General features: G+C 63.5%; 20 protein-coding genes. 14 read left to right on the forward strand and 6 right to left on the reverse strand.

All coding sequences use genetic code 11. The annotated features are described in order from the left end of the window. Nucleotides 1-55 precede the first annotated feature (55 nt). The 5 genes from BLQ01_RS07495 (at nt 56) to BLQ01_RS07515 (ending at nt 6,669) form a co-directional block, all read left to right on the forward strand. Nucleotides 56-1,246 (forward strand): ROK family transcriptional regulator, encoded by a 1,191-nt coding sequence (locus BLQ01_RS07495; protein ID WP_026542886.1) that lies wholly within the window; start codon nt 56-58, stop codon nt 1,244-1,246. 129 nt (nt 1,247-1,375) lie between these two features. Then, nucleotides 1,376-2,932, forward strand: a complete 1,557-nt coding sequence (mmsA, locus tag BLQ01_RS07500; RefSeq protein WP_026542887.1) for a multiple monosaccharide ABC transporter ATP-binding protein — start codon at nt 1,376-1,378, stop codon at nt 2,930-2,932. A gap of 44 nt (nt 2,933-2,976) precedes the next feature. Next, nucleotides 2,977-4,248, forward strand: coding sequence for a multiple monosaccharide ABC transporter permease (mmsB, locus tag BLQ01_RS07505; protein WP_091550858.1), 1,272 nt, complete (start codon nt 2,977-2,979; stop codon nt 4,246-4,248). Nucleotides 4,249-4,302: 54 nt separating this feature from the next. Next, entirely contained in the window at nt 4,303-5,400 is a 1,098-nt protein-coding gene (locus BLQ01_RS07510) for a substrate-binding domain-containing protein (RefSeq protein WP_091550859.1), read from the forward strand. A gap of 198 nt (nt 5,401-5,598) precedes the next feature. Next, complete coding sequence (locus BLQ01_RS07515; RefSeq protein ID WP_091551163.1) at nt 5,599-6,669, forward strand: Gfo/Idh/MocA family protein; 1,071 nt, start codon at nt 5,599-5,601, stop codon at nt 6,667-6,669. A gap of 117 nt (nt 6,670-6,786) precedes the next feature. On the opposite strand, the gene BLQ01_RS07520 is transcribed toward BLQ01_RS07515, so the two are convergent. The 3 genes from BLQ01_RS07520 to BLQ01_RS07530 all read right to left on the reverse strand — a co-directional run bounded on the left by BLQ01_RS07520 (nt 6,787) and on the right by BLQ01_RS07530 (nt 8,730). Beyond that, entirely contained in the window at nt 6,787-7,227 is a 441-nt protein-coding gene (locus BLQ01_RS07520; protein ID WP_091551164.1) for a DoxX family protein, read from the reverse strand. Nucleotides 7,228-7,294: 67 nt separating this feature from the next. Next, nucleotides 7,295-7,966 carry a phosphonatase-like hydrolase gene (locus BLQ01_RS07525; RefSeq protein ID WP_091550861.1) on the reverse strand — a complete coding sequence of 224 codons (672 nt, stop codon included), beginning with the start codon at nt 7,964-7,966 and terminating at the stop codon, nt 7,295-7,297. After that, nucleotides 7,963-8,730, reverse strand: coding sequence for a GntR family transcriptional regulator (locus BLQ01_RS07530; RefSeq protein ID WP_091551166.1), 768 nt, complete (start codon nt 8,728-8,730; stop codon nt 7,963-7,965). Before BLQ01_RS07530 ends, BLQ01_RS07525 begins: the two co-directional genes overlap by 4 nt. Before the next feature lie 164 nt (nt 8,731-8,894). Here BLQ01_RS07530 and BLQ01_RS07535 point away from each other — a divergent pair, with 164 nt between their 5' ends. The 5 genes from BLQ01_RS07535 (at nt 8,895) to BLQ01_RS07555 (ending at nt 13,933) form a co-directional block, all read left to right on the forward strand. Next, complete coding sequence (locus BLQ01_RS07535; protein ID WP_091550863.1) at nt 8,895-10,112, forward strand: TIGR03364 family FAD-dependent oxidoreductase; 1,218 nt, start codon at nt 8,895-8,897, stop codon at nt 10,110-10,112. A 30-nt stretch (nt 10,113-10,142) separates the two neighbouring features. After that, entirely contained in the window at nt 10,143-11,057 is a 915-nt protein-coding gene (locus tag BLQ01_RS07540; RefSeq protein WP_091550864.1) for a phosphate/phosphite/phosphonate ABC transporter substrate-binding protein, read from the forward strand. Next, nucleotides 11,057-11,827, forward strand: a complete 771-nt coding sequence (locus BLQ01_RS07545; RefSeq protein ID WP_026542895.1) for a phosphonate ABC transporter ATP-binding protein — start codon at nt 11,057-11,059, stop codon at nt 11,825-11,827. Before BLQ01_RS07540 ends, BLQ01_RS07545 begins: the two co-directional genes overlap by 1 nt. Then, the gene (gene phnE / locus BLQ01_RS07550) at nt 11,824-12,678 is read left to right on the forward strand and encodes a phosphonate ABC transporter, permease protein PhnE (protein WP_091550866.1); all 855 of its coding nucleotides are present in this window, start codon (nt 11,824-11,826) and stop codon (nt 12,676-12,678) included. The genes BLQ01_RS07545 and phnE overlap by 4 nt, the downstream gene beginning before the upstream one ends. A 145-nt stretch (nt 12,679-12,823) precedes the next feature. Further along, nucleotides 12,824-13,933 carry an FAD-dependent oxidoreductase gene (locus tag BLQ01_RS07555; RefSeq protein ID WP_091550868.1) on the forward strand — a complete coding sequence of 370 codons (1,110 nt, stop codon included), beginning with the start codon at nt 12,824-12,826 and terminating at the stop codon, nt 13,931-13,933. Between the two features lie 103 nt (nt 13,934-14,036). Here BLQ01_RS07555 and BLQ01_RS07560 read toward each other — a convergent pair whose 3' ends face one another. Beyond that, nucleotides 14,037-16,259 (reverse strand): NADP-dependent isocitrate dehydrogenase, encoded by a 2,223-nt coding sequence (locus BLQ01_RS07560; protein WP_091550869.1) that lies wholly within the window; start codon nt 16,257-16,259, stop codon nt 14,037-14,039. Between the two features lie 355 nt (nt 16,260-16,614). Here BLQ01_RS07560 and BLQ01_RS07565 point away from each other — a divergent pair, with 355 nt between their 5' ends. Then, nucleotides 16,615-17,619, forward strand: coding sequence for a trypsin-like serine peptidase (locus tag BLQ01_RS07565; RefSeq protein WP_091550872.1), 1,005 nt, complete (start codon nt 16,615-16,617; stop codon nt 17,617-17,619). A gap of 219 nt (nt 17,620-17,838) precedes the next feature. Here BLQ01_RS07565 and purH read toward each other — a convergent pair whose 3' ends face one another. Together purH and BLQ01_RS22610 are read right to left on the reverse strand one after the other, a co-directional pair. After that, entirely contained in the window at nt 17,839-19,509 is a 1,671-nt protein-coding gene (gene purH, locus BLQ01_RS07570; RefSeq protein WP_091550874.1) for a bifunctional phosphoribosylaminoimidazolecarboxamide formyltransferase/IMP cyclohydrolase, read from the reverse strand. Nucleotides 19,510-19,903: 394 nt separating this feature from the next. Further along, nucleotides 19,904-20,362, reverse strand: coding sequence for an endonuclease domain-containing protein (locus BLQ01_RS22610; RefSeq protein WP_254779279.1), 459 nt, complete (start codon nt 20,360-20,362; stop codon nt 19,904-19,906). A gap of 794 nt (nt 20,363-21,156) precedes the next feature. On the opposite strand from BLQ01_RS22610, the gene BLQ01_RS07580 reads away from it, so the two are divergent. The 3 genes from BLQ01_RS07580 to BLQ01_RS07590 are packed head-to-tail and all read left to right on the forward strand — an operon-like array spanning nt 21,157 to nt 24,430. Beyond that, nucleotides 21,157-22,101: an N-acetylglucosamine kinase gene (locus BLQ01_RS07580; RefSeq protein ID WP_091550877.1), complete on the forward strand. Its 945-nt coding sequence runs from the start codon at nt 21,157-21,159 to the stop codon at nt 22,099-22,101. Beyond that, complete coding sequence (murQ, locus tag BLQ01_RS07585) at nt 22,076-23,026, forward strand: N-acetylmuramic acid 6-phosphate etherase (RefSeq protein ID WP_091550879.1); 951 nt, start codon at nt 22,076-22,078, stop codon at nt 23,024-23,026. The genes BLQ01_RS07580 and murQ overlap by 26 nt, the downstream gene beginning before the upstream one ends. A 51-nt stretch (nt 23,027-23,077) precedes the next feature. After that, entirely contained in the window at nt 23,078-24,430 is a 1,353-nt protein-coding gene (locus tag BLQ01_RS07590; protein WP_091550881.1) for an MFS transporter, read from the forward strand. The last annotated feature ends 9 nt before the right edge of the window (nt 24,431-24,439 follow it).

Here is a 24,439-nt window from a genome sequence, read left to right on the forward strand (position 1 = left end):
ACTCCTTGTGTTCACTTCTTGACTACAACGTTGCTTGTGGGGCAATCTTCTTGTCATGCCCGCTACGCAGCGCTCAACGAAGAGCCATCCAAGAAAACCCGGCTCGCAGTCCGCGCTGCGCCATCTGAATCAGCAACGCATCATCGAGTGCCTGCTGAACGGCCCCTCGACGCAGGCCGAACTCTCACGCCAGACCGGGCTGTCCACGGCAACGATCTCCAACATCGTGAAAATCATGCAGGACGCCGGCCTCGTTTCCACCGAGCCCACCACCAGCTCCGGCCGCCGCGCAACCAATGTGCGGCTGAACAGCAACGGCGCAGTCGCCGTCGGAATCGACTTTGGACGCCGCCACCTCCGCGTGGTCCTGGCATCACTGGGCTACCACGTCATTGCCGAGGATTACATCGAATTACCGCTTGGCCACCAGGCAGAAGAAGGCATCGCCGCTGCGGTCCCGCTGCTGGAAAAATTGCTCCGGGAGAACGGGATCGACCGCACGGCAGTCGTCGGCGCGGGTGCCGGAATTCCCGGCCCCATCGACCGCCGTTCGGGCACTGTTGCCCAAGGCGCCATCCTGCCGGAGTGGGTAGGCATCGATATCCTGCACCGGCTGGAAGAAGCGCTGAACTGCCCCGTCTTTGTTGACAACGACGCCAACCTCGGCGCGTTGTCGGAAGTGACGTGGGGGCCCCACAGCGGCGTCTCCAACCTGATGTTCCTCAAGATCGGCTCGGGTATCGGCGCCGGCCTGATCCTCAACGGTTTCCCCTACTACGGCAATGTAGGCATCACTGGGGAAATAGGACACGCCACCATCCATGAGCACGGCCTGGTGTGCCGGTGCGGGAACAGGGGTTGCCTCGAAACGATAGCCTCCACCACCACCATGATCGAGCTGCTGGGCCGCGGCCAGGAGAAACTCCTGACGCCGCAGGACATCGTCCGGAATTGCCTCGCCGGCGACTCGGCAACCCAGCGCGTAGTGGACGACGCCGGCCTGGCGGTGGGACGCGCTTTGGGCAACGTTTCCAACCTGATCAACCCTGAAGTGATTGTGGTGGGCGGCCCGTTGGCCGGCCTCGGCGACCTCCTGCTGGACCCCATCCGCAGGGGGCTGGTACGGCATGCCGTACCTGTGGTGGGAGAGACAACCCACCTGGCAATGTCCTCGCTGGGGGCGCGGGCAGAAGCCCTTGGAGCTGCCGCTTTGGTGTTCCAACACGCCGGTATTACCGGTAGGTAACGAAATCGTTAGCTGGCTCTTGCGTTCAAGTCTTGACGACAAGGGCCGTGATCCAGTTTACTTTTTCATCAGACAGCTCCGCCATTGCGGAGCCGACAACGAAGTCATGCATTGGAGGCGTAAGGGCTGATGACATCCCTCGACACGCAAGGTGATCCCATCCTTTTGGAGATGCGCTCGATCACAAAGGAATTCCCGGGCGTGAAGGCCTTGTCGAACGTGAACCTGCGCGTGATGGCCGGTGAAATCCACGCCATCTGCGGCGAAAACGGCGCTGGCAAGTCCACGCTCATGAAGGTTCTTTCCGGCGTTTACGGCTACGGCAGCTACACGGGCGACATCGTGTACCAGGCCGAAACACAGCAGTTCAAGGACATCCGCGCAAGCGAAGCTGCCGGCATCGTGATCATCCACCAGGAACTGGCACTGATCCCGGAACTGTCCATCATGGAGAACATCTTCCTGGGCAACGAACCCACCAAGTGGGGCGTGATCGACTGGGCAGAGGCCCGCAAGCGCTCCCTCGAACTCCTGGCCCGCGTGGGCCTCCGCGAGGATCCCGATACCCCCATCAAGGAAATCGGCGTCGGCAAGCAGCAGTTGGTCGAAATCGCCAAGGCGCTGAACAAGTCCGTGAAGCTCCTGATCCTGGATGAGCCCACTGCAGCACTGAACGAATCGGACTCCCAGCACCTCCTGGACCTGATCCTTGGCCTGAAGGGCCGGGGCATCACCTCGATCATCATTTCCCACAAGCTCAACGAGATCGAACAGATCGCCGACGAGATCACCATCATCCGTGATGGAAAGTCGATCGAGACCCTGAACGTCAAGCGGGACGGCGTGGACGAGGACCGCATCATCAAAGGCATGGTTGGCCGGACGCTTGAGTCCCGCTTCCCCGACCACGAGCCCAAGATCGGTGAGGTCTTCTTCGAGGTCAAGGACTGGACCGTGGGACACCCGCAGATCCAGGACCGCCTCATCTGCAAGGGCTCCAACTTCTACGTACGCCGCGGCGAGATCGTTGGCTTCGCAGGGCTCATGGGCGCCGGACGTACCGAGCTGGCCCGCTCCCTCTTTGGACACTCCTACGGCCGCTTCATCAAAGGCCAGGTTTACAAGGACGGCAAGCAGGTCAACCTCCGCAGCGTTAAGCAAGCGATCGACGCCGGGCTGGGCTATGTCACTGAGGACCGCAAGTCCCTGGGCCTGAACCTTCTGGATGACATCAAGTCCACCACGGTCTCGGCGGCACTGAACAAGATCAGCAACTACTCGGTGGTGGATACCCGCAAGGAATTCTCCGTTGCCGAGGAGTACCGGAAATCGCTGCGGACCAAGGCCCCCTCGGTTGAGGAAGGCGTAGCCAAACTCTCCGGTGGCAACCAACAAAAAGTGGTGCTGGCCAAGTGGATGTTCACCGACCCGGACCTGCTGATCCTGGACGAACCCACCCGTGGAATCGATGTTGGTGCCAAGTACGAGATCTACGGCATCATCCAAAAGCTCGCCAACCAGGGCAAGGGAGTGATTGTCATTTCCTCGGAGCTCCCGGAGCTCCTGGGCCTGTCCGACCGCATTTACACCATTTTTGAAGGCGCCATCACCGGCGTCCTGGACAAGAACGAAGCAAGCCAGGAGAGCCTCATGAAGCTCATGACTTCCGCCCGCAAAACCGCCTGACCGTTGGCCCAGCCTCGCCCCTTCCTGACACAAGGACCAAAACAATGAACGCGCTCAAGAAGCTATTTGGTGGCAATACCCGCCAGTTCGGCATGATCTTCGCCCTGGTGGCACTTATCGTCTTCTTCCAGATCTTCACGGACGGCCGCACGTTGACGCCCGGCAACGTGATCAACCTGTTCAACGGCAACTCTTACATCCTGATCCTGGCCATCGGCATGGTCCTGGTCATCATCGCCGGGCACATCGATCTCTCCGTCGGTTCCGTGGCCGCGTTCGTGGGCGTATCGGTGGCCCTCGCCATGCGTGACTGGGGACTGCCTTGGTGGGCGGGTGTGCTGTTCGGCCTGCTTCTGGGGACGGTGATCGGCGCTTGGCAAGGCCTATGGACGGCCTATGTGGGCATCCCCGCCTTCATCGTGACCTTGGCCGGCATGCTGTTGTTCCGCGGCTTCAACCAGTTCGTCGGCAAGTCCAACACCATCCCTGTTTCCAAGGACTTCCAGTTCATCGGCTCCGGTTACCTGCCGGAGATCGGCCCGAACACCGGATTCAACAACCTCACCTTGCTCATCGGCATAGTGGCGGCAGCATTGGTTGTCATCATGTCCATGCGTGCCCGGGCCGCCGCCAAGGCACTGGGCGCCGATGTTCCCGAACTCTGGGTCGAGGTCACCAAACTGGTCTTGATCTGCGGCGCCATCCTCTACGCCACGTACCTCTTCGCCACCGGCCGCCCCGGAACCTCCTTCCCCATCCCGGGCTTGATCCTGGCCGTGCTGGTCCTGATCTACGGCTTCGTCGCGGACAAGACGGTCCTTGGCCGCCACGTCTACGCCGTTGGTGGCAACCGGCACGCAGCCGAGCTCTCCGGTGTGCAGTCCAAGAAGGTCAACTTCATGGTCATGATGAACATGTCCATCCTGGCCGGCCTGGCCGGCATGATCTTCGTGGCCCGTTCCACGGCGTCGGGTCCGTTCGACGGTGTCGGTTGGGAACTGGATGCCATTGCAGCCGTCTTCATCGGTGGCGCAGCCGTGACCGGTGGCGTCGGCACCGTGATCGGCTCGATCGTCGGTGGCTTGGTCATGGCTGTCCTGAACAACGGCCTCCAACTCCTGGGCGTTGGCGCCGACCTCACCCAGATCATCAAGGGCCTGGTGCTCCTGGCCGCGGTTGCCTTCGATGTCTACAACAAGTCCCAGGGCAAGAGGTCCATCACGGGCATGCTCATCAAGGGATTCCAGCGCAACAACAACGAGATCAAGCCGGACGAAACCACATCCACCAAAGAGGTCATCTCCAAGGAAGCGTAATCCGCTCCGTGACAGACTCGCTCCACCCCACCCATACAGAAAGTGAACCAAGATATGCGAATGTTTGGTAAAGCAGGAAAGGCAGCAGCAGTCGCTGCCATCGCGGCACTGGCGCTGACAGCCTGCGGCCGCGCCGACAGCGGCTCAAGCACCAGCACGGCAGGCGGGGAAGCGTTCCCCAAGGACTCGCTGATCGGCGTCGCACTTCCGCAGAAGACCAGTGAAAACTGGGTCCTCGCGGAGAAGCTGTTCAACGACGGCCTCACCGGCGCCGGCTTCAAGGCCGACGTCCAGTTCGCCAACGGCGGCGTGTCCGAGCAGCAGAACCAGATCAGTGCCATGGTCACCAAGGGTGCCAAGGTCATCATTGTGGGTGCCATCGACGGCGCCCAGCTGGGTACGCAGCTTCAGCAGGCCAAGGACTCCGGCGCAACGGTCATCGCTTATGACCGCCTGCTCCTGAACACCGAGAACGTGGACTACTACGTGGCGTACGACAACTTCAAGGTTGGTGTCCTCCAGGGCCAGGCCCTGCTGGACGGCATGAAGGCCAAGAAGGCAAGTGGTCCGTACAACATCGAGCTCTTCGCCGGCTCCCCCGATGACGCCAATGCGAAGGTCTTCTTTGACGGCGCCATGAGCGTCCTGAAGCCGAAGATCGACGACGGCACCCTGAAGGTAGTCTCCGGCCAGACCTCCTTCGAGCAGGCTGTTACCCAGGGTTGGAAGGCAGAAAACGCCCAGCGTCGCGCTGACACGCTGCTTACCGGCAGCTACGGCACCGCTTCACTGGACGGCGTCCTGTCCCCGAATGACACCCTGGCCCGCGCAGTGCTGACGTCCGTCAAGGCCGCCGGCAAGCCGCTCCCGGTTGTCACCGGCCAGGACTCCGAAGTTGAGTCCGTGAAGTCGATCATGGCCGGCGAGCAGTACTCCACCATCAACAAGGACACCCGCAAGCTCGTTGAGCACGCCATCACCATGGTGAAGGACCTCCAGGCCGGCAAGCAGCTGGAGATCAACGACAAGGACTCCTACAAGAACGGCGTCAAGACCGTCCCCGCGTTCCTCCTGCCTCCGCAGATCGTGACCGCTGAGAACGTCAAGACCGCTTACGTTGACGATCCGGTACTCGGCCCGATCACCAAGTAACACCCTCTTCAGAGCAAGACAGCAAGCCCCGGTCCGCCATTGGCGGGCCGGGGCTTTCTCTTGCCCGCATTCCTGCTGGGACACCGCTGCCTGGCACGTACGTGTCCGAGCTAGCGGTGCGCGGTGTCGTCGGACATGGCGCGGCGGCACCGCTCCTTGCACAGCCACCCACCCCTGCGGAATGAGAGGATGTCAGTCATGACGCTCCCTATCGCCAAGCCGTGGCTTTCCTCACAGACCAACCAGGATCCCCGGGCTGCCACCGGCCGGCGCTTGAAGTGGGGCGTCGTATCTACGGGCAACATTGCCAATAGTGTTTCCAAGGACCTGGCCCTCCTGGAAGACGCAGAGTTGTATGCAGTGAGTTCCCGGACGCAGGCTGCCGCTGATGCGTTCGCGCACACGCTGGGTTTTGCCAAGGGCTACGGGGACGACGGCGGTGTTCCCGGCTACCAGCGTTTGGTGGAGGACCCGGCCGTGGACGTGGTCTACGTGGCCACACCCCATGCCCAGCACTTCCTGATTGCCGCCGCCGCCCTGCGTGCCGGCAAGCACGTGCTCTGCGAGAAGGCCCTCACCATCAACGCCCGCGAAGCCACCGAACTGGTTAAGTTGGCGAGGGAGAATAACGTGTTCTTCATGGAGGCCGTGTGGAGCCGTTTCCTGCCGAGCATGCAGCGGGCCTTCGAGATCGCAGCCTCGGGTGAGCTCGGACAAATCCAGTGGGTCAGCGCGGACCTTGGTTTCCCTGCACCCTATGATCCTTCGGCACGCATCTGGGCCCTCAACGACGGCGGCGGGGCTCTCCTGGACATCACCGTCTACCTCTTGCTGTGGGCCTTGGGAACCCTGGGATTCCCGCAGTCCGTCACGGCGATAGGCACGCTGAACGACGACGGCGTGGACACCCAGAACGCCCTGACCCTGGGCTATTCAAGTGGCGCGCAGGTTCAGCTCACTTCATCGTTGATGGCGCACGGCCCCCGGACAGCCACCGTTGCCGGCGGTCTGGGGTTCCTGCAAACCGTGGGCTCAGTGAACAACCCTCGTGAGCTGATGATCCGAATTGGCTGGGACGAGCCGCGGCACGAGCACTTCGAGACTGTGGGCATCGGCTACACGTATGAACTCCGCGAAGTTACGCGCTGCATCCAGCAAGGACTGACCGAAAGCCCGGTCATGCCACTGGAAGATTCCATCAACGTCATGCGCCTCTTTGACGGTGTCCGCTCCCAGTTGGGGATCCGGTATCCGAACGACGCGCGGTAAAAGCACCGCTCCGGCGACGACCTCCCTGGCGACCGACCTCCCTGGTGACGGGGCCGCACAGCGAGTGTCGCCGTCGTGAGTTAACGCAGGCGCGCTATCTCCCGCGTGCCAGCGCAGCTAGCGCCGTGGACCGGCGGTTTGCTTTGCCAGCTTGCGGTCCACGGACAGCGCACCGGGCCCAAGGAACACGAAGGCCACCGAGATCGCGGCGTAGATGATCAGGAGTTCCGCGGTCACCCCGGCCTTGTCGGTGAGCAAGGGCTTGCCGGCTTCGGTCACGAACCAAATCCCGGCAAACATGATCGCGGCAAGGAATCCCGCCACCCGGGTCAGTGCGCCAAGTATCAGGAGCAGGCCCAGCCCCACTTCACCGGCAATCAACAACCCAGCCACGATCTCCGGCTTCTGCACGCCCATGGCGGCAACGGATGCAGCAAAGGCAGCATGCCCGGCCATGAGCTTCTGGATGCCGTGGACCATGATGAGCGCCCCGAAGACCACCCGCAGGATGGTTATGCCACGGGCGGAGGACTTGGGTGAGGGGTGAAGGAATTTCACGCGTTCCAATCTTCCATGCCTGGAGCCGGGGGCCAAACGCCGGACACTTCGGGCCGGACTCAGTGGGTCAGGCCAGCAGCGCCGGGATGTCCTTCACGCCATCCAGGATGTGGTGGTGCGGGTGCCCGGCCAGGTCTTCGCGGCCCAGTTTGCCGGTCAGGACTCCGACGGCGGTGACTCCCGCGTTATTGGCAGCGGCAAGATCGTTCACCGTATCCCCCGCGGCCAGCACTGCGCGGACGTCCTGGACTCCGGTCAGTTCCATGGCACGGTGAATCATGTGCGGTGCCGGTCGTCCTGCGGCTACTTCGTCGGAGCAGACGACGGCGTCCAACAGGTTATCGTCGTCGACGCTCCAGCCCAGCCGCGCCAGGAGGGGCTCGGCGACGTCGCGCGAGAAGCCGGTTGTCAGGGCCACTTTGACGCCTTGCCGGCGGAGTTCGCGGAACGCGTCTTCGACGCCCTCAAGTGCTACCGGCGGGTTGGCGTCGTAGAACTCCACGAGCAATTCCTTGAAGCGCTTGAAGGCGGCGGCGACTACCTGCGGCGTGGCAGCGCCTCCCCCGGCTTCAATGAGCGCTGTGATGGCCTCAACTTTGTCCGCACCCATCCATTGCTGCACTGCCTCGGGTGTGGTGGCCACTCCGGTTTCTTCAACGCAGCGGGCAAGGGCTACGTACACGTCTCCGTGTTCGTCGATGGTGGTTCCGGCCATATCGCAGGCAACAAGCTTGATCATGGGGTGGCTCCTTCAGTGTGGATGCGGACCAGGGCGGCCCTGCGTTCCACGGTGTTGTCGATGGTGAAGTTGGTCAGCGCCGGCAGGTAGCGGTCCTCCGAGTATTCGAGGGGTTGCCCATCGGCTGATCTGGTAATGCGGCGTTCGCGGAGGAGCGGAATGCCTTCGGTTTGTTCCAGGAGTTCGGCATCCTCCTCGGTGGCGGCGACGGCGTCGATGGTGTGGCGTGCACTGTGCAGGTCAACGCCTCGGTCCTTGAGGAAAGCGAAGATGGAGCCTGAGTCGGTATCAAAGTCGAACAGTTTCCGGCCCACCTCCAGGATGAACGTGGTGCGCTCGATCATCGCCGGTGCGTCATCCAGATAGCGCACCCGCAGGAGTTCCACCACAGTGGTGCCTGGCATCAAGCCAAGTGCCTCAGCTGCTTCCGGACTGGCTTCGCGCCGGGCCACTTCAAGGGTCCGCTGCCCGGGCTTTTTTCCGATCCCGCTGGCCCACTCAGTGAACGAGTTGAACGTCGAGAACGACTGCGATGGCACGGACGAGCGCACCATCGGTGGGCGGCCGCGCCCGCCGGTCACTGCACCCTCAGAGCGCAGGAAGGCGAGCGCCTGGCGGATAGGTCCGCGCGATGTTCCGAACTCCCGGCACAGCTCCGCTTCGCTGGGCAGCTGGAATCCGGGCGGCCAATCACCGTCGGTGATCCGGCGCATGAATTCCTCGCTCAAGCGGACGTGGAGGGGTTCATTCTGCTGTTTGCTCACCACTTGATAATACAAGTCGAGTGACCAGATAGCACTGTATTTGAGCCGCTGTAGGTGAATTCGGCATGAACTCACATGAACGGAAGTTAATTTCGGATTAACTTGTATATACAAGATGCGTTCTGGCTTGATTTACCCTTCCTTGAGCCGTCAAGGTCAGTGATGTGAACAACCCAAGCATTCCCACCACAGCCGCCAGCAGCACCATAGGCCAACCCAGCGACGTCCTGATTGTGGGCGCCGGAATCGTGGGCCTGGCCCACGCCGCGCATGCCGTCTCCAACGGCCTGACTGTCACCATCATTGAACGGGACCATCACGCCGTCGGCGCCTCCGTTCGTAACTTCGGCCACTGCTGCATCACCGCGCAGTCCGGCGAACTGTACGAGCTCGCGCAGACCTCCCGGAAGTACTGGCTGGAGTTCGCCGAGCGAGCCGGGTTTTGGGCGTCCGAAGCCGGCGCTGTGGTCCTTGCCCGCACCGAAGCCGAAATGGACGTCCTGCGCGAACTCTCCGAGGTGCGCGAGCCTGGACAGGTTGAGCTGCTCTCCCCCGCCGGGACCCGGGACCGGTTGGGTGCCACTGTTTCCGCCCGGGAACGAACGCACGACGACGACGGTACCTCGGGTGCATCATGGCCCGCTCTGGTGGGCGGCGCCTTCCTTCGGGACGACCTCCGCGTCGACCCCCGCACCACGGTGGCACAGTTGGCCGAGTGGCTGAGCCGGCAGCCCGGCGTCGAACTTCACTGGAACACTACCGCGCTGGGCTTCAATGAGTCCGCGGAGGGCGTCACCGTCCAGACGTCGCGCGGAGGGCTTCGTGCGAAGCGGGTCTTCGTATGCGTTGGCCACGACGTCGACTACCTGTTCCCGGATCTGGCCACCGAACACCGGATTCAACGGTGTTCGCTGCAGATGTCCTTGGCGGCCCAACCGTCCGGAGTCGAGTTCGCACCTGCAGTTCTCACGGCAACCTCGATGCTCCGGTACCCGGCGTTCACGGACATGCCCGCCGCCGCTGCACTCCGCGAGGAGGTATCGGAGAACCAGCCGGAACTTCTGGAGATCGGCGCCAATGTGATGTTTACCCAGCGTCCTGACGGCACCATCATCCTGGGCGATTCCCACCACTATGCCCGCACAGCGGACCCCTTCCTGGACGAATCCGTCACCTCCACGCTCAACGCCGAAATCGAGTCCAGGATCGGCGAACCATTGGAGATCATCCAGCGCTGGCAAGGCATCTACGCGTCCTCCGACGTCGGCCCGGTCCTTGTCCGGGAAGTCCGCCCCGGCGTCACGGTGGTGTCCGTGACATCCGGGGTTGGCATGACCCTGTCCTTCGGCCTGGCACACCGCAACGTGTCGAGCCTGTACTGAACTCCCCATCCCCTTCGCATAAGGATTCCCATGAAAACCACGCTCTTCACCGGTTCCGCGCTAGCCCTCGCTACCGTTTTGGCGCTCACTGCCTGCGGCGGCTCTGCACAGTCCTCCCCCGACGCCACAAGCGCCACCTGCCCCAATGGTGAGATCAAGTTCGGCATCGAGCCCTACGAGGACCCGGCCAAGCTGAAGCCCGCTTACGACGTCCTGGCCGCCGCGCTGTCCAAGAAGCTCGAATGTCCCGTCACCGTCCAGGTGGTGGAGGATTATGCCGCCGAGGTGCTTGCCATGCGCAACGGCAAGCTGGATCTGGGCCAGTTCGGCCCGCTGGGCTACGTGTTTGCTGATGCCAAGGCCGGGGCTGAGCCCTTGGTTTCCTTTGGCACTGCCGGGAAGGAGCTCAGCACGTACACCGCCGGGATCTGGGTTCCGAAGGACAGCCCCATCCGGGCCATTGGAGATTTGAAGGGCAAGTCCCTTGCCCTCGGCAGTGTCGGGTCCACCTCGGGTGATGTCCTGCCCCGCTTCGGCCTGCGTGAAGCCGGAATCGCCGATGCCGACATCAAGATGGACTACACCGGCGGCCATCCCGAAGCCCTGTTGGCACTGACCAACGGCAAGGTGGACGCGGCGCAGATCAACTCGCAGACCCTGGCGACGGCCATCGCCGCAGGCACGTTTGCTCCGGAGAATTTCCGCCAGGTGTGGACCTCCAACCCCATTCCCAACGACCCCATCACCGTGCGCGGCGACGCAGATCCCGCATTCAAAGCAGCCGTGAAGGATGCGTTCCTCAGCCTGGATCCCGCTGACGTCGCAAAGGTTGGCGAGTTCCTCGATGTCACCCCTCCGGGTCCGCTCCTGGAGGTCACCAAGGACAACTACACGCCACTGTTTGAGCTCGCCGAGACCATGGGCCTCACCGAGAAGGATCTGTAATGACTCTCTCGGTCCAAGGCTTGCGGAAATCCTTCAGCGGCAGGACTGTCCTTCAAGGAGTGGACTTCTCCGTAGCCGCCGGCGAACTTGTGGCATTCCTGGGCGCCAATGGCTCCGGTAAGTCCACCACCCTGCGCTGTGTCATGGGCATCACGTCGCCGGACGCAGGGAGCATCAGCATCGATGGGGCTGCATTGGAATCTTTGCAGGGCCGTGAACTGCAGCAAGCCCGCCAACGCATGGCCATGATTTTCCAAAAGATCCATCTCGTCCCGCGCCGCACTGCCTTGGACAACGTTTGCGCCGGCGCCTTGGCCCGTATCCCCACGGTTCGCTCGCTGAGTCCAGTCCTGTTTCCGTCGGACGTCCAACAGGAAGCCCTCGACTGCCTGGACCGTGTGGGCCTGGCCGACCGCGCTTTCGACCGGGTGGGCCGGCTTTCCGGCGGACAGCAGCAGCGCGTCGCCGTAGCCCGGGCACTCTGCCAGCGCGCCGACGTCGTACTCGCCGACGAACCTGTCTCCGCACTGGACCCGCACGCAGCAGAGCAGGTGATGGCACTCCTGCGCGAACTCGCCCACTCCGAAGGGCTGGCGGTGGCAGCAGTCCTCCATCAACCCGATCTCGCGCTGCGATACGCCGACCGGTCCATCGGCCTGCTCCAGGGCTCCATGACCTTCGACCTCCCCTCCACAGAGGTCACGGCCGACCACCTCGACACGTTGTACGCCCCGGACAGGGACGTTTCAGACAGGACCCAGGCAGCATGACTCCCCACACTTTGACCCCGGCCGTCGCCCGCCGGAACCACACCGGCACACCCCGCGTGGCACTGGTCCGCCCAAAGAAGCCGCTGCGGTGGATCACGACGGCGGCAGTGGCGGCCGCCGTCGTCGGGCTTCATGCCGTGGCCATCGAGGGTACTGACTTCAAGCCTGAGCTCTTGGTGGACGGTTGGAAGGGTATGGCCGCGTTCATCGGCGACGCGTTCCCGCCGGACCTCAGCTGGGAAAAGACGCTCAAGCCCGGGCTCGAAGCCACCCTGGTGACCCTGTGGATTGGTTTGCTGGGCACCACGCTGTCCGTGCCGTTCGCCCTGCTGCTCGCGGCGCTGGCCGCCGGGAACACCAGCCCGCACCGGCTCGTCTACCAAGCTGCACGCGCCATCCTGTCCTTCTTCCGGGCCGTTCCGGACATCGTGTTTGCGCTGATCTTCGTCACCGCCGTGGGTCTGGGTCCTTTTGCCGGGGTGTTGGCGCTGATCTGCCACAACACAGGTGTGATGGGGAAGCTGTGGGCGGAATCCATGGAGGAAATCGACGCCGGGCCGCAGGAAGCACTCCGCACGGCCGGTGCCAACCGGATCCAGCAGGTCGCCAATGCCACGCTGCCCATGGTGGTTCCGCAGTTCGTGGGGCTGCTGCTGTACCGCTTCGACGTCAACGTGCGGTCCTCGCTGGTCCTTGGACTGGTGGGAGCCGGGGGCATCGGGCTGCTGATCAACCAGTCCATTAAGTCGTTCCAGTTCGACTCCATGCTCACCCACATCCTGATCGTGTTGGTGCTGATCATCGTGGTGGACCAGTTCTCCGCGTGGATCCGCAGGCGCCTGGCCGCATAACGCTGCGTTGTTACCCAACTAACTCTCCACTGAGTCCTCATTGCGACGTTTGCTGTCACCTAGTTGGGTCAGTGGGGGCAGAATGGGAGGTGGCCCCAGATTGTGGCCACGGTCCTGAAGCGGGCCGGGTGTGAACGGAGCAGGCATGCAGGTTGACGTTGTGGTTGTTGGCGGAGGAGCCATGGGATCGGCTGCCGCCTGGCAACTCGCCCGGGCCGGGCGCTCGGTGGTTCTGTTGGAACAATTTGAGGCCGGACACCACATCGGCGCTTCGCACGGCGCAACCCGCAACTTCAACACCGCCTACGCCGAGGCCGACTACCTCGATCTCCTGGCCGAATCCAAGACACTCTGGGACGAGCTCGCGGCCGAGCACGGGGCTCCCCTGTTGGACATGGTGGGATTGGCGAACCATGGCAACCTTCCCCGCCTGAAGCAGGTCAGGGAGGCCCACGAGGAACGCGGCGTCGAAAGCTACTTCATCTCCGCCGAAGAAGCCGCCAACCGCTGGCGCGGAATGAACTTCGCCACGGACGTCCTCTTCGTGCCCGGCTCCGGCCGGATCCGTTCGGCGGACGCCCTGGTGGCGCTGCGCAAGTCCGCAGAAGCCCACGGCGCCGTTTTCAAGTATTCGACGCCGGTCCGGGACATCCGCATCGATGGCCCCGAGTCGGTGGTGGTAGTGACCGAAGAGACCGAGTACACGGCTGCCCGGGTGGTGGTGGCAGCGGGTGCCTGGACCCCGAAGGTCCTGAACGGACTGGCCAAGCTCCCGGCCTTGGTGGTGACCCAGGAACAGCCCGCGCACTTCACCCCCACAGACGACACGCTGGTGTGGCCTGGCTTCAACCACAGCCCTGATCCCGATCCGAACAACGAACTCTACGAATACTGGTTCAGCCCCGTCTACGGCATGCTCACCCCCGGCGAAGGCGTCAAAGCAGGCTGGCACGGAGTCGGGCCTGTCATGGACCCCGACGAGCGCACGTTCGAGCCCATCCCGCAGCAGCTCGAAGCGTTGGTGCGGTACGCAGAAGAGTGGCTTCCCGGCGTCGACCCTTCCACCGCAGTTCCCATCAGCTGCACCTACACCACCACGCCCAACGAGGACTTTGTGCTGGACAGCTTTGGACCGTTGGTGGTGGGCGCCGGTTTCTCAGGCCACGGGTTCAAGTTCACGCCGGCCATTGGCCGGGTGCTGAAGGACATCGTCGACGGCGGTGTGGCACCGGAGCGGTTCCGCGCTGACCGCTAGGAGTTTTTGTACAGATAATGCCCCCAAGACCGCATCTTGGGGGCATTATCTGTACAAAAACTCGGAGCTCGGGCGCCCGTGAAAGGCACCCGAGCTCGAAGGACTACTTCTTCAGGTCTGCGAGGACCTTGTTGAACGTAGCCGACGGGCGCATGATTTCAGCGGCCTTGGCGGCGTCCGGACGGTAGTAACCGCCGAGGTCGACGGCGGGACCCTGGACTGCGGCGAGCTCGCCGACGATTGCCTCTTCGTTGGAGGTCAGGGCTTCGGCGATTGCCGTGAAGTCCTTGGCCAACTCGGCATCTTCGGTCTGCTTGGCCAGTTCCTGTGCCCAGTACGTGGCCAGGTAGAAGTGGCTTCCACGGTTGTCCAACTCGCCAACGCTGCGGCGCGGGGACTTGTTTTCCAGCAGGAACGTACCCGTGGCGCGGTCCAGCGTGTCGGCCAGGACCTGTGCGCGGGCGTTGCCCGTGGTGGTGGCAAGGTGCTCGAAGCTGACGGCAAGGGCAAGGAACTCGCCCAGGCTGTCCCAGCGGAGGTGGTTTTCCTTGACCAGCTGCTGGACGTGCTTGGGAGCGGAGCCGCCGGCACCGGTCTCGAACAGGCCGCCACCGTTGATCAGCGGAACGATGGAGAGCATCTTGGCGCTGGTGCCGAGCTCGAGGATCGGGAACAGGTCCGTGAGGTAGTCGCGGAGGACGTTACCGGTGACGGAGATGGTGTCCTCACCCTTGCGGATGCGCTCCAGGGTGAAAGCCGTGGCCTCAACCGGGGAGAGGATCTTGATCTCGAGGCCCTCGGTGTCGTGTTCCTTGAGGTACTCGTTGACCTTGGCGATCAGGTTGGCGTCGTGGGCGCGGGTTTCGTCCAGCCAGAACACGGCCGGGGTCTGGGATGCGCGGGCACGGGTGACGGCCAACTTGACCCAGTCGCGGACCGGGATGTCCTTGGTCTGGCATGCGCGCCAGATGTCGCCCGGGAAGACCTGGTGCTCGGTGAGGACGTTGCCCTTGCTATCCACGAGCTGGACGGTGCCGGCTGCCTGGATCTCGAAGGTCTTGTCGTGGCTGCCGTATTCTTCGGCTGCCTGTGCCATGAGACCCACGTTGGGAACGGTGCCCATGGTGGTGGGATCGAACGCACCGTTGGCACGGCAATCGTCCAGGACAACCTGGTAGATGCCGGCGTAGGAGCTGTCCGGGATGACGGCCAGGGTGTCGGCTTCCTTGCCGTCCGGGCCCCACATGTGGCCGGAGGAACGGATCATGGCCGGCATCGAGGCGTCAACAATGATGTCAGAGGGGACGTGCAGGCTGGTGATGCCCTTGTCGGAATCAACCATGGCCAGCGCGGGACCGTCTTCGAGGCCCTTGGTGATGGCTGCCTTGACGCCTTCGCGGACGTCCTCGGGCAGGTCGTCGAGGCCGCTGAGGATTGCTGCGAGACCGTTGTTCGGGCTGATGCCTGCGGCTGCGAGCTGCTTGCCGTAGGTGTCGAACAGCTCGGAGAAGTAAGCCTTGACGACGTGGCCGAAGATGATGGGGTCCGAGACCTTCATCATGGTGGCCTTCAGGTGTGCGGAGAAGAGGACGCCCTCTTCCTTGGCGCGGGCAACCTGTGCCTTGAGGAACTCGTCCAGGGCGTCGGCGCGGAGCACGGTGGCGTCCACAACTTCGCCGGCCAGGACGGGGAAGTCCTTCTTGAGGACCTTGGTGCTGCCGTCTTCCTTGACCAGCTGGATGGTCAAGGAGTCGTTGGCGTCCAGGACAACGGACTTCTCGTTGGAGCGGAAGTCGTTCTCGCCCATGGTGGCCACGTTGGTCTTGGAGTCAGCGGACCAGGCACCCATGGAGTGCGGGTTCTGGCGGGCGTAGTTCTTCACCGACAGGGGTGCGCGGCGGTCAGAGTTACCTTCACGCAGCACCGGGTTCACAGCGGAGCCCTTGATTTTGTCGTAGCGCGAGCGGATGTCCGTCTCGGTGTCCGAGGAAGGGTTGTCCGGGTAGTCCGGGAGGGCGTAGCCCTGGGCCTGGAGCTCGGCGATGGCAGCCTTGAGCTGCGGCACGGAGGCGCTGATGTTGGGCAGCTTGATGATGTTGGCTTCCGGCTGCTTTGCCAGTTCACCAAGTTCAGCAAGGGCATTGCCCGTGCGCTGTTCTTCTGTCAGGAAATCACCGAACACGGCGATGATGCGGCCGGCCAGCGAAATATCGCGGGTCTCCACCTCTACTCCTGCGGTGGAGGCATACGCTTCAACAATCGGCAGGAATGAGTACGTTGCCAGCATCGGCGCTTCGTCTGTGTGGGTATAGATAATCTTGGCCATTGGCGGGGTTCTCCCTGAAAGTCTGCAGATTTCAACATCTCCTAACTTACCCGAGTAGACCGTTTTGGCGGCTCTTCGTGTCCGGGATCACTCCCTGCGTTACCGCTCACAACAGGAGCCACGCCCGACGGCGGCCTGGCCGCCGCCGCTGCCGGCCGCCGTCGTGCGCTTCTCCGGGCTCGCCCGACGAGGGTGCGCGGACATGAACTGCCCGGCCTCGACAAGAAGTGACAGCAAATTATCACAAACTCTGAAACATCTCTTTACAAACTTGTCACACGTTGGGTAACTTCAATTGCGTCAGTCGGCGGTCGCCATCACTGGCCGCCTCACTCCCTCGATAGGTAGGAACAACGTGACAAAAACCAAGACCCTGGCCACAAGCCTGCTGAGTCTGTCCGCTGCCGCAATCCTGGCGCTGGTTGGAACCACCAGCGCCAACGCGGCACCGGCCCAAAACGCAGACTCCAGCGGCGCTGCGGTCAGCAGCCATGCAGTGTCCGACGCCGGCGCTGCAGACTACTGGACGCCGGAACGCATGAAGAATGCCAAGTCCGGTGAGATCCTCTCCGCAAAAGCACTGGAACGCGGCAAACTCCTCAACGTCGGCAAAGCCCCGGTCACTGAAGCCCCGGGCGCCGTCAGCAGCATCGCCGGCCAGGCACCCGCAGCTGATTCCACAACCATCGACCGCAAGGTCAACCAGAGCGAAACTCCGGTCAAGCACATCGGCAAGATCTTCTTCACCCTGGGCGGCTCCAACTACGTCTGCTCCGGAAACTCCGTCACCGCAGCCAACAAGAGCACGGTCTCCACTGCCGGCCACTGCGTCAACGAAGGCCCCGGCGCTTACGCAACCAACTTCGTCTTCGTGCCTGCCTACCTCAACGGCGCGGCACCCTATGGGAAGTGGACGGCGAAGGCGCTGTACTCCCCCACCCAGTGGGCCTCCAACGGCAACATGCAGTACGACACCGCCTTCGCTGTCATGAACACCCTCAACGGCCAGAAGCTCGCCGACGTCGTCGGTTCCTCGGGCGTCCAGTTCAACGCCGCCCGCGGCCTGAGCTACAAGTCCTTCGGCTACCCGGCAGCCTCGCCCTTCAACGGTGAATCGCTCAAGAGCTGCTCCGGCAAGGCCACCAACGATCCCTACAATCCGCAGTTCAACAGCCAGGGAATCCCCTGCAACATGACCGGTGGTTCCTCGGGCGGTCCGTGGTTCATCGGCACCAGCTCCTCCGGCTACCAGAACTCCGTGAACAGCTACGGATACGGCAGCAACTCCAGCACCATGTACGGCCCGTACTGGGGCACCGTCATCCAGTCCACGTACAACACCGCAGCAGCGGCGTCATAGCGCTCCTGAATTGCCACGCACGTCCCTGTTAAGAATGTGCGGATAAAGCACGACGGCGGCCGTCCCCTACCGGGGGCGGCCGCCGTTGCGTTGTGGTTCTTTGTGCTTGGTGCGCTGTGATGCTCAGCGCACCGTGGTGCTCAGCGCTTGCGCGCCAGGCTGGCCCACGCCGCCCGTTCCCTGGCCGAAGCGCAGCGAGGGTTAGGGCGGCGGTGGGGATTAGTGGAAGAAGTGGCGTGCGCCGGTGAAGTACATCGTGATGCCGGCGGCGTTGGCTGCGGCGATGACTTCCTCGTCGCGGACTGAACCGCCCGGCTGGACGACAGCGCGGACACCGGCGTCGATCAGGATCTGCAGGCCGTCAGCGAACGGGAAGAACGCGTCGGAAGATGCAACGGCACCGCGTGCGCGCTCAGGTGCGTTGGCACCGCTGGTGTTGGACGCGCCGCCCGCACCTTCGACGTCGGACTCCACCGTCACGCCCAGCGTGTTGGCGCGCTCGACGGCCAGGCGGCAGGAGTCCAGGCGGTTGACCTGGCCCATGCCGATGCCCACGGCTGCACCGTGGTTGGCGATCAGGATTGCGTTGGACTTTGCCGCGCGGCAAGCGGTCCAGGCGAAGGCGAGGTCGGCGAGCGTTGCTTCGTCTGCGGCTTCGCCGGCAGCGAGGGTCCAGTTGGCCGGGTTGTCGCCGTCGGCATCTACCTTGTCGGACATCTGGACCAGGACGCCGCCGGAAACCTGGCGCATCTCCGACGGGTAGCGGCCATAGCCCTCGGGCAGGGCAAGGAGGCGGATGTTCTTCTTCTTGGAGAGGATCTCCACCGCTTCGGGCTCGAAGTCCGGGGCGATGACAACCTCGGTGAAGATGTCCGCAACCGTGCGGGCCATGCCTGCGGTGACGGTGCGGTTCGCCGCAATGACGCCGCCGAAAGCGGAGACGGGGTCGCAAGCGTGTGCCTTGGCGTGGGCGTCCGCGATCGGGTCTGCAGCGTCGGCGGAACCAACGGCCACACCACACGGGTTGGCGTGCTTGATGATCGCAACGGCCGGCTCAGCGAAGTCGAAGGCGGCACGGAGGGCGGCATCGGCGTCGACGAAGTTGTTGTAGCTCATGGCCTTGCCGTGCAGCTGGTCGGCCTGGGCGATGCCCGCCGGAGCAGCTTTGTCCACGTAAAGCGCGGCCTGCTGGTGCGGGTTTTCGCCGTAGCGGAGGACCTCGGAGCGTTCCAGGGACAGGCCTGCGTAGGCGGGCCAGTCGATGATGCCGTCGCCGTCTTCGTCCAGGAACTGGCTGGCGGTCCAGGAAGCAACAGCGTTGTCGTAGCTGGCCGTGTGCGCGAAGGCCTTGGCAGCCAACCGGCGGCGGGTGTTGAGGTCGAAGCCCCCGTGAGCTGCGGCGTCGACTACTGCGCCGTAGAAGTTGGGGTCCGTGACAATGGCGACGGCGGCGTGGTTCTTCGCAGCCGAACGCACCATGGCGGGGCCTCCGATGTCGATCTGCTCAACAACGTCGTCCTGGGGCGCACCGGACTTCACGGTCTCGACGAACGGGTACAGGTTGACCACGACGAGGTCGAAGGTTTCGATCTCCATGCCGGCCAGGGTGTCCATGTGGGCCGGGACGCGGCGGTCGGCCAGGATGCCACCGTGCACTCGCGGGTGCAGGGTCTTGACGCGGCCGTCCAGCATTTCCGGGGAGCCGGTGACTTCTTCGACTTCCTTCACCGGGATGCCCGCGGCGGCGATCTTCTTGGCGGTGGAGCCGGTGGAAACAATGGCGACGCCGGCTGCATGCAGGCCCTTCGCGAGCTCCTCCAGTCCCGTCTTGTCGTAAACCGAGATCAGTGCACGGCGGATGGGAACACGGTCAAGCTGCGTCAAGCTCACAAAAGTCTCCGTCTTAGTTCGCGTAGATATCGCGGGTAGTCTCGCGGGTGGTGGGATACGGAGAGTTTATCGCGTTTCGGGAATGGCCCCGTTTTGCGTCTTTGCGACCCTTCCGTTGCGAGGCCCACTCCGCACCCTCGGCCCGACCCAAACCCTGCACACCCGGCCCCACAAATCCCACCCCAGCGTTGCGAGGCCCGCACTACACCCCTGGCCCGGCCCAAACCCTGCACACCCGGCCCCACAAATCCCACCCCAGCGTTGCGAGGCCCGCACTACACCCCTGGCCCGGCCCAAACCCTGCACACCCGGCCCCACAAATCCCACCCCCACGTTGCGAGGCCCGCACTACACCCCAACCCAGGACCCAGGACCCAGGACCCAGGACCCAGGATTACGACGCCGGACCCCGCCACCCGCGCGACACCAACGCATCGCGCACCTTACGTTCCGCGTTGGCCCATCCACTTTTCATTTGGACGTCGGAGAACCTGAGCACGATCCAGCCCATAGCTCGCAGCCGGTCGTCACGTTCGATGTCTTTGCCCCACTGCACGGGGTCGGAGCGATGATGGTCGCCCTCATACTCCATGGCAATTTTGTACTCCCTGTACTGGAGGTCCGGCGTGGATACATACCTACCGTGTTCATCGAAGACCGGCTGCGTAACCGCTGGTTCTGGCAGCCCGGCGTCGACTATTTTCAACCGCAGCCTGGATTCCTGCGGAGAGTCGACCCCAACGCGAAGCAACGGCAGTATCTCCCGGGCCATCCTGATTCCCTTGACTTTGGGTCGCCGGTCAATGACTTCCTGGATGGCCTCGATCGATGACAGCGGATTCTCCCGAGCCAACAAAAAGTCTCCGGCCGCCACAAGCGAAGACCGCCCCATGTGCCGGGCTAGATCCAGCCATGTCCACTCAGGCGATGTCAATTGCACCCCGTTGACTACACGAACATCCTTGGCCAAGAGCGGCGCCCGATGCCCGATCACTCCCCTACGTTTGACTCGTCCAATCTCGTGTCGTCGCGTCACATGAATAGAGCCGTTGTTGCCTTCCTCCTCCAGATATATCGGAAGGGGAATCGACCAGAGGAGCGCAGAGGTCACATGGCTGACCGCACACCTGGGAGTGACTGCCGTATGCAGCCGGGCAAGTAGGGCAACGTTCGGGCGAGCGCTTCGGTTAACACGGATACCCCGGCTCGGTGTGACGAGGCCCGCTGATTGCAGCCTCCCGCGTGGGACTCCGGCGGCGTAGGCATCGCTGACCAGGAAGCCTTCGGGGTCGATCGCGGGCGGCAGAGGCATGGGTTTGCGCATTGGACCATGCTTGCGCGAAACGGTCGGCGGCGTTGCGTTATCCACAGATTTGGCCTCTGGAGGGCGCAGGGACTGTTCCTCCACAGAAGTGCTCCCTGCGTTGCGAGGCCCACTCTGCCCACTAAACCAGCACCAAACCCTGCAGAACAGGCCCCACAACGAAGGGGCCCACCCACTGCGAGGCCCACTCTGCCCACTAAACGAGCCCCAAACCCTGCAGAACAGGCCCCACAACGAAGGGGCCCACCCACTGCGAGGCCCACTCTGCCCACTAAACGAGCCCCAGACCCTGCAGAGCGGGCCTCACAACATAGGGTTGATCCATGGAAGCCACCGAGGTTGTTCTTGTTGCCGATGTTGGGAAGAGCCGTTGCCGCGTGGAGTTGCGCAGCGGCTCTGAATTGCTGGGGGCTGCCGACCAGCACGGCTTCGCCGGCGTGCACGTGGACAACGGACCCACCCTGGCGTTCGAGCTCCTTCTCGAAACGCTCAGCATGTTGCCGCCCGGCCTGCCCGTCGGTGCCGTGACCAGCGTGGGTGCCGCAGTGGCCGGCGTCGAAGCATCTGCGGAGAAGTCGCAGGAACTCGCCACCATGTTGTCCAGGAGATTCAGTGTCCCGGCCGCGGTCCTCTCGGATGCCACCGCCGCCCAGCTCGGCGCACTCCAGGGCGCCCCGGGGACCACGCTCATTGTGGGCACCGGTGCCGTGGCCTTCCGTTTCGATGAAGCCGGAATCCTGCACCGGGCCGACGGTTGGGGTCCCTATCTGGGTGATCGGGGCAGTGGACGGTGGATTGGACAGCAAGGGCTTCAGGCCGTCCTTGAAGCGCACGACGGCGGCCCGGCCACCTCGTTGTCGGCCGCGGCGGCCGCTCTGGTTGAGTCGCCGGCGATGCTCCCGGGGTGGCTCGCCGCCCATGAGAACCCCTACCGCGCCATGGCCCGTTTCGCGCCGCTGGTTCTGCACGCAGCGGAGGCGGGCGACGCCGTCGCGCATGACATCATCGGTGAGGCATGCCGCATCCTGACCCGCACCGTGAAGCTGGCCAACGGCGAGGCGGCCGGTTCGTCCCGCGTGGCGCTCCTGGGCGGAGTGGTGGGTTCGGACTTCTTCGCGTCGCTCTTGCGGAAGTCCCTCGCTTCGGCTGGGATTGAGGTGGTTGCACCGCTCGGCGATGGCTTGGACGGTGCTGCCCTCGCTGCGACGCGCCGCGGGCTCATCCAGGAAAGGTACATCCACCGTGACGGAACAAACTGGCCCGACTAACGCCGACAAACTAGCGGGCCTGCGTACGGAACTCGCCGGGTTGGCGACCGAGGCCACGGCAGAAGGCCTGGAAAACCTGGACATCCTGGGCACCGAGGAACTGGTCGCCGCGATGCTTGCCCACAGTGCAGGAGTACACGCTGCCGTTGAGGCCGCCAGTCCCGCAATTGTCCAAACGGTCGACGCCGTTGCGGAGCGACTCCAGCGCGGTGGCCGCCTTTTGTACGTGGGAGCCGGCACGGCCGGGCGTCTCGGTGTGCTTGACGCAAGCGAGTGCCCGCCAACGTTCGGCACCCCGCCGGGACTCGTCGTCGGACTCATCGCGGGCGGTACCAAAGCGATCCAGCACCCCGTGGAGTACGCCGAGGACAACGCAACTGCCGGGGCACGGGACCTGCACGATATCAACATCACTGAAGCGGACGCCGTCGTGGGCATTACCGCCTCCGGCAGGACGCCTTACGTGATCGGTGCGCTGGAAGAAGCCCGGAAGAGGGGCGCGTTCACGGCGTCGCTGGCGTGCAACAAGGGCTCGGCCGTAAGCCACGTCGCGGATGCAGCGATCGAAGTTGTTGTAGGTCCGGAGTTCATTGCCGGCTCTACAAGGCTGAACTCAGGGACGGCCCAGAAACTTGTCCTCAACATGATCAGTACGTTGGTGATGGTGAAACTCGGCAAGACCTACGGGAACCTCATGGTGGATCTTCGCGCCACGAATGAGAAGCTGCTGGCCCGCTCCCAGCGCACCGTCCAGCACGCTACCGGCGTCTCTGCCGAGGAAGCTGCTGCGGCTTTGGACTCCGTGGGTGGTTCGGTAAAGGCGGCCATTTTGGTGCTTCTGACCGGCATCGAGGCTGGTCAAGCCAAGGGTGCTTTGGAAGCAGCCGCTGGTTTCCTGCGACGGGCGATCGAGAACCAGAAGTAACGCGGACTTCCGCACCGTGCGCAGCGCATAAAGTTGCATGCAGGAGGCCCAATGAATACATACACAGCCGTGCCCAGCGGCGAGCAAGTTGTGCAGGAACTGCCGTGGCGGTGGAAGGTCCAGGGACGGATTTTCGTGATCGGCGGGCTTGGATTTATGTTCGATGCCTGGGATGTCACGCTCAACGGCATCCTGATTCCGCTGCTGTCCAAGCACTGGTCGTTGCAAGCTGCTGATGCGGCATGGATCGGTACGGCCAACCTTATTGGCATGGCCGTGGGCGCGTTCGCGTGGGGCACGATTGCGGACACCATCGGCCGTAAAAAGGCGTTCACTGCCACCCTCCTGATTTTCAGCATCTTCACGGTCCTGGGTGCTTTCGCCCCGGATATCGTGTGGTTCTGCATCTTCCGATTCATGGCCGGATTCGGCTTGGGCGGCTGCATTCCCGTGGACTACGCGCTGGTGGGTGAGTTCACGCCACGGAAGCAACGCGGCAAGGTGCTCACGGCCATGGATGGCTGGTGGCCGATCGGTGCTGCGCTCTGCGGCTTCGTCTCGGCCGGGCTGGTGGCGGCCTTCGGGGACTGGCGGCTCACCATGCTGATCATGGTGCTGCCCGCTTTGTTGGTCTTCTGGATCCGGCGTTCGGTTCCGGAGTCGCCGCTGTTCCTGATCCGGGCGGGCCGCCGTGCCGAGGCCGCGGCCGTGATCGATGGCTTGGTGGAGGCCACCGGCGCTTCGCCGCGCGCTTACAGCCTGCCTGAGCCGCAAGCCGCTCCGCGCCTCTCCCCCGGCAGTGCGTGGGCACAGCTGCGGCGGATTTGGCAGTTCAACTGGAAGATCACCACTGCTGCGTGGGGCCTGTTCTTCAGCATCCTGTTGGTCTATTACTTGTCGCTCACGTGGATGCCGCGCATTCTCATTGGTGCTGGTTTCGAGGAGTACAAGGCTTTCGTCACGACGGCGAGCATGGCCGCCGTCGGACTCTTGGGCGTGGTAGTCGCGGCGCTGCTGGTGGAGCGCGTGGGCCGCAAGTGGATCCTCGCGATTACTGGTCCTTTGTCCGCGCTGACACTGGTGATCGTGGCGTTCGTGGTGGATGTGCCCTCGGCTGCGGTGTTCTGGCTGCTGGTGTTCGGGTTCGTGGTCCAGGTGGCCATCCCGGTCCTGTACGCGTACGTCTCTGAGCTTTATCCGACCGAGCTTCGAGGCTCGGGCTTCGGCTGGGCTTCGACGTTCTCCCGGATCGGCGCAGGCTTTGGTCCCTTGGTGTTTGCTTCGTTCTTCTGGCCCGAGTTTGGGTTGGCTCAGTCGTTCGCGATGGCCGGTGGCCTGGTGTTGCTGTCAGTGCTGTGGATGGCGTTCTTCGCCCCGGAGACGAAGCAGCGCGAACTCTCCTAAACCGCGGCT

The sequence above is a fragment of the Arthrobacter sp. UNCCL28 genome (genome assembly GCF_900102805.1).
Lineage (GTDB): Bacteria > Actinomycetota > Actinomycetes > Actinomycetales > Micrococcaceae > Arthrobacter > Arthrobacter nicotinovorans_A.